This window comes from Herbiconiux sp. L3-i23 (assembly GCF_023734115.1).
Taxonomy (GTDB): Bacteria; Actinomycetota; Actinomycetes; order Actinomycetales; family Microbacteriaceae; genus Naasia.
The window spans coordinates 751,558-767,101 of record NZ_AP025737.1; the positions used below are offsets into that span (position 1 = coordinate 751,558).

The window sequence follows — 15,544 nt, forward strand, 5'->3', positions numbered from 1 at the left end:
GGCGGGGCGGTCATGCCCTAGGACAGTGTTGAGACCTAGGACGGTTCGGAGCCGACCTGCCGGGTGACGTGGAGGATGTGCACCGGCTCCGCGAAGGAGTCGAGTCGCACGTAGTTGTCGGTGGACCAGGTCCAGACGGCGTCGGTGACGAGGTCGCGTACCTGGAAGCTCGCGCCCGGGTCGAGCCCCAGCTGCGCGAGGTCGAGGTGAACCGTCGTCTCCCGCACCGAGTGCGGGTCGAGGTTCGCGACGACGATGATCGTGTCCGACGCGCCCGTCGGGGTGAATCGGCCCGCGAGGTGCTTGCTGAAGACGAGGATCTCCGGGTCGTCGGACCAGTGGATGCGCGTGTTGCGCAGCTGGCCGAGTGCCGGGTGCTCGCGGCGGATCTCGTTGAGCTTCGTGAGGTAGGGCGCGAGGGAGAGGCCGAGCTGCTGCGCCTTCGCCCAGTCGCGAGGCTTGAACTCGTACTTCTCGTTGTCGATGTTCTCCTCGGAGCCCGGTCGGGCGACGTCCTCGAAGAGCTCGTACCCCGAGTACACGCCCCAGGTGGGCACCGCGGTCGCGGCGATCGCGGCGCGGATCTTGTATCCGGCACGACCGCCGAACTGCAGGTACGGGGTGAGGATGTCGTGGGTGTTGACGAAGAAGTTCGGACGCAGGTAGTCGGCGGTCTCGGTGGCGAGCTCGGTGAGGTACTCCTCGAGCTCCTCCTTCGTGTTGCGCCAGGTGAAGTAGGTGTAGCTCTGCTGGAAGCCCACCTTCGCGAGCGCACGCATCATCGCCGGCTTGGTGAAGGCCTCCGACAGGAAGATCGCCTCGGGGTGCTCGGCGTGGATGTCGTGCAGCAGACGCTCCCAGAACGACAGCGGCTTGGTGTGCGGGTTGTCGACCCGGAAGATCTTGACGCCGAGGTCGATCCAGTGCCGGAACACCCGCAGCATCTCGCGGTAGATGCCCTCGGGGTCGTTGTCGAAGTTCAGGGGGTAGATGTCCTGGTACTTCTTCGGCGGGTTCTCGGCGTACGCGATCGAGCCGTCGGGCAGGCGGGTGAAGAACTCGGGATGCGCGGTGACCCACGGGTGGTCGGGCGAGGCTTGCAGGGCGATGTCGAGGGCGAGCTCGAGGCCGGTGCGCTTCAGCGTCTCGAGGAAGAACGCGAGGTCCTCCTCGGTGCCGAGGTCGGGATGGATGGCGTCGTGACCGCCGTCGTCGGAGCCGATGCCGTAGGGCGATCCCGGGTCGTCGGGGCCCGCGACGAGAGTGTTGTTCGGGCCCTTGCGATTCGTCGTGCCGATCGGGTGGATCGGGGGGATGTAGACGACGTCGAAGCCCATCGCGGCGATGTGCGGCAGGCGCCGGGCGGCGCTGCGGAAGGTGCCCGACTGCCAGGTGCCGTCGGGACGCTTGCGGGCGCCCTCGGACCGGGGGAAGAACTCGTACCAGGCCCCGCGGCCGGCGGTCTCGCGCTCGACCCGCAGCGTGCGGGTGGGGGAGGTGGTCACGAGGCTCGCGATCGGCGCCGTGTCGATGATGCCGCGGAGCCGGTTGTCGGCGGCGACCAGCATGCGCGCCTCACTCGACAGGCTCGTGTCGAGCAGTGCCGTGGCGCCGTCGGCGAGCACGCGCCGGTCGGCCTCGGGGCGCTTCTCGCCGGCGGCGCGCTGGAGGAGGCCGGCGCCGATCTGGAACATGAGCTCGACGTCGACACCCGCCGGCACCTTCACCTCGGCGTTGTGCAGCCAGGTGCCGAAGTCGTCGGACCACGCCTTGATGCGCCAGGTGAAGTCGCCGGTGCCGTCGATGCGGATCTCGGTGCCCCACCGGTCGGTGCCGGGCCCGAGGGAGGCCAGCCGGAACTCGCGAGTCCTCCCCGACGGATCGGTGAGCACCAGGTCCGCGCCCAGCAGGTCGTGGCCCTCGCGGAAGACGGTCGCGCTGAAGGGGACGACCTCGCCGTCGAAGGCCTTCGCCGGCCAGAGGTCGTCGGGCTGTTGGGGCGACAGGTCGAGGATCGGGATGCGGCCGATCACCGTCGTGTACGGGGCCGGGGTGTCGGGGATCGGCTTGTCGATCGCCGACCGGGAGACCGATGCGCGAGCACCGGGCATGGCGGCACGCCGCGAGGTGCCGCTCGGCTTCGCGGCGGTCGTCGGCTTAGCCGTAGCGTCTCTGCCGTTCTGTGGAGTAGCCACGGTCGACACTCTAACCCGCGGCTCTCGCCGCAACCTGGCCGTTCACCTGGGAACCGAATGGGTGCGCGCCGAGAGGGCGCTGCGGCTCGGCTCGCGCCCGGCTGAGTCGGCGGTGGTCACGAATCGACGGTGGCGGTTCGGCGGTGCGTCACCTGCACGTCATAGGGTGAGCAGCACCGAGGTCAGGAAAGGCGTTCAGCGTATGAAGGCGATCCGCAGATTCACCGTCCGAACCGTGCTGCCGGAGTCACTGGCGGCCCTCGACGAACTCGCGGGAAACCTGCGGTGGTCATGGCATGAGCCGACGCGAGAACTGTTCGACTACATCGATCCCGAGGCGTGGGAGCGCACGGGCGATCCCGTCGCACTGCTCGGTGCCGTCTCGCCCGACCGGGTCGAGGCGCTCGCGGCGGACTCCGAGTTCGTCGAGCGGGCGGACGCGCTGCGCGACGACCTGCGCCGCTACATCTCCGAACCCCGCTGGTACCAGACGGTGACGGATGCGCCGTCGGCGATCGCGTACTTCTCGCCCGAGTTCGGCATCGCCGCCGCACTGCCGCAGTACTCCGGCGGGCTCGGCATCCTGGCGGGCGATCACCTGAAAAGCGCCTCCGACCTCGGGGTGCCGCTGCTCGGCGTCGGTCTGTTCTACCGCTCCGGCTACTTCACCCAGTCGATCTCGCCGGACGGCTGGCAGCTCGAGGCGTACCCCGTCCTCGACCCCGACGGCCTCCCTCTGTCGGTGCTGCGCGGCGCCGACGGCGCCCCGGTGCAGGTCGCCCTCGCCCTGCCGAACGGCACGCTGTTCGCCCGCATCTGGCAGGCGGATGTCGGCCGGGTGAAGCTGCTCCTGCTCGACACCGACATCCCCGAGAACGACGAGTCGCTGCGCACCGTCACCGATCGGCTCTACGGCGGCGGCGGCGAGCACCGCCTGCTGCAGGAGCTGCTGCTCGGCATCGGCGGTGTCCGCGCGATCAAGGCGTACGTCGACCTCACGGGCACCCGCTTCCCGAAGGTGTTCCACACCAACGAGGGGCACGCCGGCTTCCTCGGCCTCGAACGGATCAGCGACCTCGTCGCGGCGGGAGGCCTGTCGTTCGACGAGGCGCTGCAGGTCGTGCGCGCTGGCACCGTGTTCACCACGCACACGCCCGTGCCCGCCGGGATCGACCGCTTCGAGCGTTCGCTGATCGAGACGTACTTCTCCACGGACCTGCTTCCGGGGGTCGACGCGCCCGACGTGGTTCGCCTCGGCGCCGAGGACTACGCGGGCGGCAATCCCGACGTGTTCAACATGGCCGTCATGGGCCTGCGACTCGCCCAGCACGCGAACGGGGTGTCGCTGCTGCACGGGGCCGTCAGCCGCGGCATGTTCGCCGGGCTCTGGCCGGGATTCGACCCGGACGACGTGCCGATCACCTCGGTCACGAACGGCGTGCACGCGCCGACGTGGACCGACCCGATGCTGCTGCGTCTCGCCGCCGACAAGCTGGGCACCTACGACACGACGCGCGCCGACTGGACCTCGTCCGCCCTCGCCGACACCGACCTCTGGGATGTGAAGCGCGACATGCGCCAGCAGCTCATCGAGGACGCACGCCGCCGTCTGCGGGAGTCGTGGCTCGCGCAGAGCCCCGGCACCGTCGTGCCCTCGTGGATCGACGACGTGCTCGACCCCGATGTGCTCACGATCGGCTTCGCGCGGCGCGTGCCGACGTACAAGCGCCTCACCCTGATGCTGCACGACCCCAAGCGTCTGAAGGCGATCCTCACCAACCGCAAGCGGCCGGTGCAGCTGATCATCGCGGGCAAGTCGCACCCCGCCGACGACGAGGGCAAGCGCCTCATCCAGGAACTGGTGCAGTTCAGCCAGGACCCCGACGTGCGCCGACGGCTGGTCTTCCTGCCGAACTACGACATCGCGATGGCGCAGCTGCTCTACCCGGGCACCGACGTGTGGCTCAACAACCCGCTGCGCCCGCTCGAGGCGTGCGGGACCTCCGGCATGAAGGCCGCGCTGAACGGCGCCCTCAACCTGTCGATCCTCGACGGCTGGTGGGACGAGTACTACGACGGCGAGAACGGCTGGGCGATCCCGTCCTCCGACGCCGCGGGCGACGGCGCCGAGCGCGACGCGCTCGAGGCGACCGCCCTGTACGACCTGATCGAACATCAGGTCGCGCCCCGGTTCTACGACCGCGACAAGGAGGGCGTGCCCAAGCGGTGGCTCGCGTCGATGCGGCACACCCTCGCCACCCTGTCGCCGACGCTCTCCGCCGACCGCATGGTGAAGCAGTACGTCGAGACGCTCTACACCCCGGCCGGACGGGCGGCGGCGCTGATCGCCGAAGACGACTACGCCGGGGGCCGCGAGCTCGCCGCCTGGAAGCAGCGCGTCGACGAGGCGTGGAGCGGGGTGCACGTGCTGCACGTCGAGTCTGGGGGCCTCGCCGCCATCCCGCGCATCGGCGATGAACTGCACGTGCGTGCACAGGTGCAGCTCGGCACTCTCACCGCCGACGACGTCAGCGTCGAGGTCGTGTACGGCCGCAGTCTCGAGGGCGACACCCTCGAGAACACCACCCTCGTGGAACTCGTGCCGCTCGCCGAGGACGGCGATGGCGGCTCGAGCGAGGGCGCGACCACGTTCGCCGGTGCCGTCACGCTGACGAGCCCCGGCTCATTCGGCTACAACGTGCGCATCGTGCCGAAGAACGCCTCGCTCGCGAGCCCCGCCGAACTCGGCCTGGTGGCGGTCGCGAAGTAGCCCGACTCGCCCACTTCACCCCGTGTCGGAGCTTCCCGACGGGGTGAAGTGGGCGAGTGAGCGTCGTCAGTCGACGGGGGCAGGGATCGGGACTCGGGCCGGGAGGCGGTCGAAGAGGCGGTCGAACACCCGGCGGCGGTCGAACCGCAACGCGTACTCGCGCGCGGCGATCGCCGAGAGCTCGCGCTCCTCGCGCGACGTGTGCAGGATCGCGCGGTCGAGCGCCGCGGCGATCGCGTCGGGATCCTCCGCCGGCACCAGGATCGCGTGGTCGCCGACGGCCTCGCCGATGCCGCCGGTCGGAACCGTGATGACGGGGCCGCCCCCGGCGAGCATCTTCTCGGCGAGCGCGATGCCGAACGTCTCGACGAACTCGGGACGCGGCTTCGACGGCAGCGCGAACGCGGCGCAACCCGCCATCAGGTACGGCTTCTCGCCGTCGCCGACGTCGGTGAGGAAGACGATGCGGTCGGCGAGCGGCGACTCGGCGGCGCGATCCCGGAACGCCTGCTCCTGCGGACCACGGCCCGCGATGACGAGTGCGACGTCGTCGGCGAGGTGGCTGCGCTCGAATCCGGCGATGAGGTCGTCGACCCCCTTCGCCGCGGCGAGCCGCGACAGGAACAGCACGTAGCCGTCGCGGCGCAGACCCCGCGCGGCGAGTGCCGCCTCGATGGCGGTGTCGTCGAGGTCGAGGTACGGGTCGGAGTCGATCGCCGGGTACGAGATCGCGATGCGTTCGCGGCATTGGTCGGCGAACCGGGTGCCGTGGCGCAGGTCGATCTGCTCGGCCTCGGCGACGATCAGATCGCGGGTGTACTCCGAGACCGCCACGCAGAGGTCCTGCGACAGGTAGCTCGAGAGGATGTGCGCCGCAGCGCCGAGGCGCCCCTCTTCGACCGCGGTGCGGACCACATTGGTGACATCCGATCCGACGGCCTCGGCGACGGTCGTCACGTCGACCGGCAGTCCGGTTCCCCACGCGGCACGGAGCGCGTCGGAGACGGCGAGGGTGTGCGGGCTGAGATAGAGCGAGAGCGCGACGGTCGGCACGCCGTCAGTGAAGAGCTCGACGAGGCGTCCGGTGATGCCGGCGACGTAGCGGCCGTCGGGCACCTTGTAGTCGCCGACCGGCTCGGGTCGCTCGACCGTGATGCCGGGGCTGTAGGGGAGAACAGCGTCGAGCGGCTTCAGCGGCAGCCCCGCCTCCTTGAGGCGCTCGATCGGCCAGGTGACGATGCGCACCTCGGAGAAGCCGCGCTCGAGGGCCGTCTCGGCGAGGTTGCGTGCTTCGACGGAGTGGCCGCAGATCACCGGATCGGCGCGGACGACGATCACGAGGCGTCGTTCGGTCTTGGTCATGGGAGTCACCCTTCTACTGCGGCGGGAGGAACGGAGGTGGAAGTCGTGGGCAGCGCGGTGCTGCGACGCGAGCTGGAGGGCGGGCGGACCGCGGTACCCCAGTCGCTCGGCTCGGCGCCGAGGCGGAAGAGGAGATCGCCGCCGCGGCGGAATTCGCCGCCGTGCAGGTAGGTGCGCTCGAGCGGCTCGCCGTTCCAGAGCACGGACTGCACGTACTGCGGCGGGCCGCCGGCGGTCGGCTCGGTGAAGCCGTCGGTCGCGATGCGGAGAGTGCCGTCGCCCACCGCGATGGACGCCTCCGGATACGACGGCGGACCGAGGAGCACGAGATTCTGACCGGCCACGGGGAACAGGCCGAGCGACGCCCACACGTACCAGGAGCTGATGCCGCCGGAATCGTCGTTGCCGGGCAGTCCGCCGCGGCCGGGACCGAACTGCTGGTGCACGATGTCGTGCACGATCTCGGCGGTGCGGTCGGGGCGTCCGGCCCAGTGGTAGGCCCAGGGCACCTCCATGTCGGGCTCGTTGTTGAGTCCTTCGAACCTGCCGAGGCGGTATCCCGCGAGCAGTTCGTCGGGGCCCGGAGCGAGCCCCGGCTGGGTCACGGGGGCGGCTCCGTAGCCGAAGAAGGCGTCGAGCTGCTCGATGAAGGCGTCGTCGCCGCCGCTCAACGCGATGCGGCCGGCCATGTCGTGCAGGATGCGGAACGAGTAGTTGTGCCGGCTGCCCTCGTAGAAGGTGGAGTCCTTCAGCAGCCCGGTCGCGGGGTCGAAGGCGTTCACCCAGCGCTCCGACAGCGTGTAGAACTGCTCGGCGAGCGCCTTGTCGCCGACCTTCTCGGCCACCTGCGCGGTGCACCAGTAGCCGAACGCGATGTCGAGCGTGTGCGTGATGGGATGCGCCTCGCCGCGCTGCAGGTACTCCTCGCCGTAGGTCCGGCGCAGGTCGTTGGCCATGTGGACGAGCGCCCAGTCCCACTCGATGCCGGGTAAATCGAGCGCGCAGAGGTCGGCGAGGAAGGTGTGGGCGAGGGCGCTGCCCTGCCGCGAGAACCGGTCGCTGCCGCGGGCCATCCGGTAACCGATCGGGAAGTTGCCCTCCTCCTCGCAGATGTTGAGCATCGCGTTCGCCAGTTCGACGGCCTTCTCGGGAACGAGGGTGGTGAGCAGGGGCAGCTGCGTACGATAGATGTCCCACATCGTGCTGATGTCGAACGCGAACGCGCCGTCGGTCGGCCAGTACGGGCTCTCGTCCGGGGCCAGGCACGGCTTGATCAGCGAGTGGTACAGGGCTGTGCCGAAGACGGTCTCGCGCTCCTGGGTCGGGGCCACCACGTCCACCTTCTCGAGGGCGTCGTTCCAGCTCGCGCGGGTCAGCTCGCGCCGTCGATCGAACGCGTCGGCCCCGTCGCCGCAGTCGTCGCGGAGGTTCTGCCGCGCCTGCTCGACGCCGCGCAGCGAGAAGCCGAAGCGGAGCTCGACCTGCTCGCCGGGCGCGGAGGGACCCGCCCACATGACGCCGAACGGTCGGAGGGTGGTGGGCCTGATGCGGTCGAAGTCGAGGCGCGTGCCGCCGTGCATCAGCCGACGGTCGTACCAGAGCATCCGCCGCCAGGTGGGGGCGTCGCACTCGATGTAGACCGAGAGGGGCGTTCCCTCGACGACGATCTCACCGGCGGCGACGCCCGGCTCGAGCGACTCGAGGTGGGCCCGGAGTGGCACCGTTGCGCCGTAGGGGATGGAGAGGCCGCCGAGCGAGAAGTCGATGACGACGCGCGCGTTATTGTGTCGCGGGAAGGTGTAGCGGTGCACCGCGCTCTTCGGGCCGACGGTGATCTCGGCCGAGATGCCGGAGTCGAGCTCGGCGCGGTACCAGCCCGGTTCGGCCTGCTCGTCGGTGATCTCGTAGCTGCGGCCCAGCTCGTCGAGCGGCTCGACCGTCGGCGTCACCCGGAAGTAGTTGTAGTACTTGCGGATCGCGCCCGTGCCCGACTGCTGGAAATGCGTGAAACCCGACGCGAGCTGCCGGTCGTGGATCACAGGAGGGATCCCGTCGAGGGAGAGGTCGTAGCGTCCGTAGCCGGTCGGGTAGGCGCCCGAGTAGGCGCAGGCGGACACCATCCCGAGTGGCGACGTCGCCCCCGGATGCGTGTTGCCGATCTGCGGCTTCGGCCACCACCACGTGGCCGCAAGCCCTGTCTGCGGGGGGAGTTCGGTGACCTCGGTGCCGATGAACGGATCGACCCGTCGCGTCACTTACGTCACGTCCCTGGAACTCATGCGGAGACGGTACGGGCTGCCGGGTCTTGGGAGGTTGCGGACAGATTAAGCGTGGCTGAACGCGAGCCGTCCGGCAGGGGAGCGGAACCGCCTCGCGAGGTACCGGGTCAGGAGGCGCGGAAGACGGCGAGGGCGGGGCCGTCGAGGCTGTAGCGCTCGCCGACCTCCAGCCGGGTCCCCGAGGCTGCGTCGTCGGCGCTCGTCCACAGCAGCTCGTAGCCGCTGATGCCCTCGTGCCCCGGCAGCACGACCGAGTGCTCGTGCTCCGCGCCGTGCACCACGACGAGCACCGTGTTCGCGGGTTCGTCGTCAGGCGTCGACGAGGCGACGAACTGCACGGTCCGGTTCGACGGCGAATGCCAGTCGTGGTCGGCCATCGGGTGCCCCTCGGCCGAGAACCAGCTGCGCTCGGTCGCGTGCGGGATCGACTGGTCGAGCACCGCGTACCGCTTGGGTCGCAGCGCCGGGTTCTCGCGCCGGATGCGCAGGAGCGTGCGGGTGACCTCGCGCAGCTCCTCCTGCCAGTCGCTGCGCAGCCACGACACCCAGGTGAGGTCGCTGTCGTGGCAGTAGGCGTTGTTGTTGCCGCGCTGGGTGCGCCCGTACTCGTCGCCCGCGGTGATCATCGGGATACCGGCGGAGAGCAGGAGGGTGCCCGTCATGTTGCGCATCGCGCGGCGCCGGTCGGCGAGCACGCGGGGGTCGCGGGTGTCGCCCTCGACGCCGAAGTTGAACGACCGGTTGTCGCTCGTGCCGTCGCGGTTCTGCTCGCCGTTGCCGAGGTTGTGCTTGGTGTTGTAGGCGGTGAGGTCGGCGAGGGTGAAGCCGTCGTGCGCGGTGACGAAGTTGACGGAGGCGAGGGGGCCGCGATCGGTGTGGAAGACGTCCGCCGATCCGGAGATCGCCCCCGAGAGGCGCCCTATGCCGGCCGGCGGGTGCTGCCAGTGCCGCATCGCGGCGATGTCGCTCAACCAGAAGTCACGCACGGTGCCCCGGTAGCCGTCGTTCCACTCGCTCCAGCCGTCCGGGAAGTTGCCGGTCTGCCAGCCGCCCATGCCGACGTCCCACGGTTCGGCGATGAGCTTGACGCCCTGCAGCGCGGGGTCGTCGCGCAGTGCGGTGAGCAGCGGATGCTGCGGGTCGAAGTGCACACGCTCGTCGCGTCCGAGGGCGGCGGCGAGGTCGAAGCGGAACCCGTCGACCTGCAGCTCGTTCGCCCAGTACCGGATCGAGTCGATCACGAGCCGCTGCGGGACCGCGTGCCCGAAGTCGAGGGAGTTGCCGCAGCCGGTGGTGTCGATGTACTGGCCCGAGTCGGTCTGCCGGTAGTAGGAGGCGTTGTCGATGCCGCGGAAGCTGTAGCGCGGGCCGCCGATGCCCTCCTCCGCGGTGTGGTTGTAGACCACATCGAGGATCACCTCGATGCCCGCCTCGTGCAGCGACTTGACCATCTGCTTGAACTCGCGGAGCACACCGGAGGGGCCCGCCTGCTGGGCTGCTCGCGACGCGTAGCCGGGGTGAGGGGCGAAGAAGGCGAAGCTGTTGTAGCCCCAGTAGTTGCTGAGCCCCTGGCCGACGAGACGCATCTCGCTGCCGAAGGCGTGCACGGGCAGCAGCTCGACCGCGGTGACGCCGAGATCCTTCAGGTAGTCGATGCTGCCCTCGTGACCGAGCCCGGCGTAGCTGCCGCGCAGCGCGGCGGGGACCCGCTTGTTGGTCTTGCTGAACCCGCGGACGTGGGCCTCGTAGATCACGGAGCGGTCGAGCGGGACGGCCGGCTTGTCCACGCCGCCCCAGTCGAAGGAGTCGTCGACGACCGCGCTCCGCCAGTTGCCCGGGCCGAGGCGCACCACGCCGCGCGCGTACGGGTCGAGCAGCAGCGACGCGGAGTTGAAGGTGTCCTTGGCCTCGGACGGGCCGGACGCGCGCACCGTGTAGCGGCGGCCGGGGGTCAGGGCGGGGGAGCGGACCGACCAGACGTCGCCCTCGCCGCGCGTCAGCGGCGACACGGACGTCATCCAGTGCGGGTCGGCGTCGTCGAACAGCACGAGCTCGAGGGTCTTCGCGTTCGCGCTCCACACGCGCAGCTCGGGAACCTCGCCGGGAACGGCGCTGACACCGAGGCGTTCGAGTACATCGCCCCCAGCCATGCTTTCTAGAGTATTCGTCGATGTCCGTATATCTGGATCACGCCGCGACGACACCTCTGATCCCGGAGGTGCTCGAGGCGTACACGCGCGCGCTCGCCGTGGTCGGCAACCCCGCGTCGATCCACGGCGACGGGCAGCGCGCCAAGCAGATGCTCGAGGAGGCTCGCGAAGAACTCGCCGCCTCGCTGAACTGCGACCCGGTCGAGGTCGTGTTCACCTCGGGCGGCACCGAGGCCATCAACGCGGCGCTCAAGGGCCTGTATTGGGCACGGGTCGCAGGCGGGACGAGACCCGTCGTGCTCTTCCCCGCCGGCGAGCATCACGCGACGACCGACACGGTCGAGTGGCTCGAAAGCGCAGAGGGGGCAGAACTCGTCGAGTTGCCCGTCGACTCCGACGGCACGCTGCGGCCGGACGTGTTCGCCGAGGCGCTCGCCGCGGACGGTCCGCGGACCGCGCTGGCGTCCGTCATCTGGGCCAACAACGAGGTGGGCACCGTTCAGCCCGTCGCGGAGCTCGCCCTGCTGAGCACAGACGCGGGAGTGCCGGTGCACTCCGACGCGGTCGGGGCGTTCGGGTCGGTGCCGATCGACTTCCGTGCGAGCGGGCTCTCCGCGCTCAGCGTGTCGGCGCACAAGATCGGCGGCCCCGTCGGCGTCGGCGCGCTCGTCCTCGCCCGCGGTGCGACCCTCGTGCCGCTGCTGCACGGCGGCGGGCAGCAGCGCAAGGTGCGCTCCGGCACTCAGGACGTCGCCGGCGCCGTCGCATTCGCGACCGCCGCGCGGATCGCGACCGACCGGTTGGCGGAGCACGCCGCCGCGATGAGCGTGCTGCGCGACCGCCTCATCGCGGGGGTGCGGTCGGTCGCCCCCGACGCGGTGCTGCGCGGCGCGACCGGGACCCGGCGGCTGCCCGGCAACGTGCACTTCACCTTCCCCGGCCTCGACGGCGACTCGCTGCTGTTCCTGCTCGACATGGCGGGCGTCTCGGTCAGCACCGGATCCGCCTGCACGGCCGGGGTCTCGGAGCTCTCGCACGTGCTGCTCGGCATGGGGCTCCCCGAGTCGGAGGCCCGTGGCGCGCTGCGCATCACCCTGGGCCCCTCGAGCACCGACGCCGACGTCGACGCCCTCCTGGCCGCTTTGCCTGCCGCCCTGGACCAAGCCCGTCGGGCCGGCCATTCCTCCCGCACCCCGCACCTCGGCCGCTGACCGCCCGACCCGCTAGGCCGAACTGACCGAATCAGGGAGTTCTCGCCGCTCGCGGGCCCGGATCGGCATGAACGTGTGAATGGAGCCTGCTTTTCCCTAATTCGGTCAGTACTGGGGGCGTGCCGAATCAAGTGCAGGAGTTTTTCGCGTCGTGGGCCGGTTCTGGACCCGAAACTGCCCCTCGGCGTGAAGATCTCCTGCATTCGGTCAGAGAGCGGGGGCAGGACTGACCAAATCACGGAGTTCTCGCCGCTCGCGGCCTCGGATCGGCATGAGCGTGTGACTCGACGCCCATTTCTCCTTGATTCGGTCAGGGGCGGGTGACGGGGCGGGCACGAGAGACGGCGCCGGCCGAAGGGGCGAGGGGCGGGCGTAGACTTCTCGGATGCGTGTTCTGGCGGCCATGAGCGGGGGAGTGGACTCCGCGGTCGCCGCCGCGCGCGCGGTCGATGCCGGTCACGATGTCGTCGGGGTGCACCTCGCGCTCAGCCGGATGCCGGGCACGCTGCGCACCGGCAGCCGCGGCTGCTGCACCATCGAGGACTCGATGGACGCCCAGCGCGCTGCCAACGTCCTCGGCATCCCCTATTACGTGTGGGACTTCTCGGAGCGGTTCAAGGCCGACGTCGTCGACGACTTCGTCGCCGAGTACGCCGCCGGCCGCACCCCCAATCCCTGCATGCGCTGCAACGAGCGCATCAAGTTCGCGGCGCTGCTCGAGAAGGCGCTCGACCTCGGCTTCGACGCGGTCGCGACCGGCCATTACGCGAGCATCGTCACCGACGAGCACGGCAACCGCGAACTGCACCGGGCGTCGGCCTGGGCGAAGGATCAGTCCTATGTGCTCGGGGTGCTCACCGCCGAGCAGCTCGCGCACTCGATGTTCCCGCTCGGCGCCACCCCGTCGAAAGCCGAGGTGCGCGCCGAAGCCGCCGCGCGCGGGCTCGCGGTCGCCCAGAAGCCCGACAGTCACGACATCTGCTTCATCTCCGACGGGGACACTCGCGGCTGGCTCTCGGAGCGCGTCGACCTCGAACCCGGTTCGATCGTCGACCGGTCGGGCGCCGAGGTCGGCCGCCACGACGGCGCGCAGGCCTACACCGTCGGTCAGCGTCGCGGGCTCGGCCTCAGCGTCCCTGCCCCCGACGGCCGTCCGCGCTTCGTCCTCGAGGTCAAGCCGCGCACCAACCAGGTCGTCGTCGGCCCGAAGGAGGCGCTCGCGACCGCCGAGATCGCGGGATCCCGGTACACCTGGGCGGGCCTCGCACCCGCCGACCCCGCCACGCCGTTCGCCTGCGACGTGCAGATCCGCGCCCACGCCGACCCGGTGCCCGCCGTCGCCGTCGTTCGAGACGGCGAACTCGTCGTCACCCCCGAGGTCCCGCTCGACGGCGTCGCGCCCGGCCAGACCGCCGTCGTCTACGTCGGGACCCGGGTACTCGGCCAGTGCACCATCGACCGCACCGTCTCCGCGGTCCCCGCCGAGGTCTGAACGACCCGCGTCGGCGCGTCCGGCGGATCTTCCCTGCGGCGCCCGGCGCTCAGCTCCGGGCCAGCCGCGCCGCGGCGCTCACCCACGAGCTCGCGCCGGGCAGCGTGTAGGTGACTTCGTAGAAGTAGCTGCGGCCGGGGACGAGCGAGCAGGTCGTGCCGTTCAGGGTCGCGCCGTCGAGGCAGGTGAGCGTGCGATTGGCGGCGGGGCGCAACGCCGTGCCGTCGAACAGGATCGTCACCGGCTTCGCGGTGCTGGTGTTCGAGTTGCCGTCCGTGGCGGAGTTCCCCTGCCCGAGCTGATAGAGCGCACCGTAGCCCCAGCAGGCCACGCTGCCGCCCTGGGTGGATGCGCAGGAGTGGCTCCAGCCCGCCGCGACGCTGGTGATCCGCTCGCCGAGGAAGGCGTTGTCGGTGTCGACGACGGCGCGGGGCAGGAAGATGTTCTCGGAGGCGCCCGTGACGCCGAGCTTGGTGAAGGAGTTCTTGCCCCAGCACAGCACCTGGGTGCCGGATCCGGCGCAGGCGTGGGCGTTGCTCAGATCGATGGACGAGAATCCGCCGACCGAGGTCGTGATCGCGGTGGGGACACCGCTGTTGGCGGGCGGGCTCGCCTCGGTTCCCGCGGCTCGACCGAGCAGGATGCCGAGACCCCAGCAGGCCACGTTCGCGGTCGCCGCCGTGTTCAGCACGCAGGTCGCCTGAGTGCCTGCCGTGATCGCCGTGGCACCGGCGAGGACGCCGTTCGGGTCGGCGACGTCCTGCGGGGTGGCGGTGTTGGCGCCGGAGTACGTTCCGAGGGCGTTGCTCGTCGACTGTCCCCAACAGGCGACGGGCGCCGTCGGCGGGACCGGGCGCCCGTCCGAGCCGAGCGTCGGACCCTTGAGGGCGCAGACGTGGGATGCGCCCGCGGCGATCATCGTCGGCTTGTTCGTCGCGAACGCGGGCCAGTCCGTCCCGTTCGCTTGAGCGACCTTGACCGGGGCGCCGTAGTTGCCTCCCGTCGCACCGGAATTGCCGAGTTGCCAGACGCTGTTGTAGCCCCAGCAGCCGATGGTGCCGTCGGTGGCGAGGGCGCAGCTGAAGTACTCGCCTGAAACGAGCTGTGCGATGGACTTGCCGGTGAAGACGCCTCGCGGATCCTGGATCTGACGCCAACGCACGATGGAGGTCGAGCCGCCTGCGGCCGTCGATGTGGCGTCTCCGGTCTGTCCCCACTGACCGAAGCCGATGCAGTAGATCTTGCGGGTGATGGAGAGAGCGCACGCGTGGTCGCGTCCGGGAGCGACGGAGATGAGCTCCTCGGCACCGGATTCGAAGAGCATCTCGGTGAGCGTCCCCGTGTTGAAGGCGGGCTGGGTGCCGTAGCCCTGCCAGATCGCGGTGCGATCGTCGGCCATGAAGGCGAAGCCCCACCGGTACGGCTTGCCGTTGATGAGCGCGATGCTCGCGTCCATGCGCTGGAATCCCCAGACGCCGCTTGCGGCCACCGAGACGGGGGCGGAGCCGACCGTGTCGCTCGCGAGGAGCTGCGTGCCGCTCTGCACGGTGACGGCACCCGAGTTGGCGCTGAAGTCGTTGACCGTGTTCCGCTTCACCGTGTAAGTCGGCGTGACGCCGGTGTTGTTCGACTCCCAGGGGCGCGTGGTGGGCGCCGACCACGTGACGTTCGTCGACTTGCCGCCGTTGGTGGCGCTCGCGACGAGGCCGGCCGGGGCTGCGAAGGCGGCGACGCTCCCGGTCTGCGTCGCCGTGATGGAGGCACTCGTGAAGTACGCGCCCGTCGATCCGACGGTGACGACGGCCACCGCGGCGACCGAAGCCAGGACGGTGGCGACCAGCTGACGACGGCGCTTGCGCGTGCCGACCCGCCCACGGGTCGGCCGGTCGCGTCGTTCCGCCAGCGCGTGCAGAAGCCTCATGAGTCGGTGTCCCCCAGAAGACCGCGCCGTTCGGGTGGCTCGGTCTATTGCAACGTATCGGTCGGGCACGGGGCTACGGTCGAACGACACACGTCCGGCGAGCCCAGTGCCGACATCGTGTGCGCGGAATCCTCAGCGACATGTCGGTGGTCTGCGGTTTGATG

Annotated in this window: 8 protein-coding genes; 3 read left to right on the top strand and 5 right to left on the bottom strand. The window is 70.4% G+C overall.

Features of this window, described 5'->3' with window-relative positions:
- Positions 1-35: 35 nt before the first annotated feature.
- On the bottom strand, positions 36-2,111 hold the full coding sequence (locus NGH83_RS03575; RefSeq protein WP_251858440.1) for an alpha-1,4-glucan--maltose-1-phosphate maltosyltransferase: 2,076 nt from the start codon (positions 2,109-2,111) through the stop codon (positions 36-38).
- Between the two features lie 286 nt (positions 2,112-2,397).
- On the opposite strand from NGH83_RS03575, the gene glgP reads away from it, so the two are divergent.
- Positions 2,398-4,965 carry an alpha-glucan family phosphorylase gene (gene glgP / locus NGH83_RS03580; RefSeq protein ID WP_251857698.1) on the top strand — a complete coding sequence of 856 codons (2,568 nt, stop codon included), beginning with the start codon at positions 2,398-2,400 and terminating at the stop codon, positions 4,963-4,965.
- A 66-nt stretch (positions 4,966-5,031) separates the two neighbouring features.
- Here glgP and NGH83_RS03585 read toward each other — a convergent pair whose 3' ends face one another.
- The 3 genes from NGH83_RS03585 to glgX all read right to left on the bottom strand — a co-directional run bounded on the left by NGH83_RS03585 (position 5,032) and on the right by glgX (position 10,756).
- On the bottom strand, positions 5,032-6,327 hold the full coding sequence (locus NGH83_RS03585; protein WP_251857699.1) for a glycosyltransferase: 1,296 nt from the start codon (positions 6,325-6,327) through the stop codon (positions 5,032-5,034).
- Between the two features lie 5 nt (positions 6,328-6,332).
- Positions 6,333-8,582 (bottom strand): glycoside hydrolase domain-containing protein, encoded by a 2,250-nt coding sequence (locus NGH83_RS03590; protein ID WP_251857700.1) that lies wholly within the window; start codon positions 8,580-8,582, stop codon positions 6,333-6,335.
- Positions 8,583-8,713: 131 nt separating this feature from the next.
- A complete protein-coding gene (glgX, locus tag NGH83_RS03595; RefSeq protein WP_251857701.1) occupies positions 8,714-10,756 on the bottom strand; it encodes a glycogen debranching protein GlgX in 2,043 nt (680 codons plus the stop codon).
- 20 nt (positions 10,757-10,776) lie between these two features.
- Between glgX and NGH83_RS03600 the strand changes: the two genes are divergently transcribed.
- Positions 10,777-11,967 carry a cysteine desulfurase family protein gene (locus tag NGH83_RS03600; RefSeq protein ID WP_251857702.1) on the top strand — a complete coding sequence of 397 codons (1,191 nt, stop codon included), beginning with the start codon at positions 10,777-10,779 and terminating at the stop codon, positions 11,965-11,967.
- Positions 11,968-12,352: 385 nt separating this feature from the next.
- Complete coding sequence (gene mnmA / locus NGH83_RS03605) at positions 12,353-13,459, top strand: tRNA 2-thiouridine(34) synthase MnmA (protein ID WP_251857703.1); 1,107 nt, start codon at positions 12,353-12,355, stop codon at positions 13,457-13,459.
- 49 nt (positions 13,460-13,508) lie between these two features.
- Here mnmA and NGH83_RS03610 read toward each other — a convergent pair whose 3' ends face one another.
- A complete protein-coding gene (locus tag NGH83_RS03610) occupies positions 13,509-15,380 on the bottom strand; it encodes an RCC1 domain-containing protein (protein ID WP_251857704.1) in 1,872 nt (623 codons plus the stop codon).
- Positions 15,381-15,544: the final 164 nt, after the last annotated feature.

Bases quoted from the DNA above. Each gene is read 5' to 3' on its own strand.
- NGH83_RS03575 (WP_251858440.1), bottom strand. From the start codon at position 2,111: ATGCCCGGTGCTCGCGCATCGGTCTCCCGGTCGGCGATCGACAAGCCG.
- glgP (WP_251857698.1), top strand. From the start codon at position 2,398: ATGAAGGCGATCCGCAGATTCACCGTCCGAACCGTGCTGCCGGAGTCA.
- NGH83_RS03585 (WP_251857699.1), bottom strand. From the start codon at position 6,327: ATGACCAAGACCGAACGACGCCTCGTGATCGTCGTCCGCGCCGATCCG.
- glgX (WP_251857701.1), bottom strand. From the start codon at position 10,756: ATGGCTGGGGGCGATGTACTCGAACGCCTCGGTGTCAGCGCCGTTCCC.
- NGH83_RS03600 (WP_251857702.1), top strand. From the start codon at position 10,777: ATGTCCGTATATCTGGATCACGCCGCGACGACACCTCTGATCCCGGAG.
- mnmA (WP_251857703.1), top strand. From the start codon at position 12,353: ATGCGTGTTCTGGCGGCCATGAGCGGGGGAGTGGACTCCGCGGTCGCC.
- NGH83_RS03610 (WP_251857704.1), bottom strand. From the start codon at position 15,380: ATGAGGCTTCTGCACGCGCTGGCGGAACGACGCGACCGGCCGACCCGT.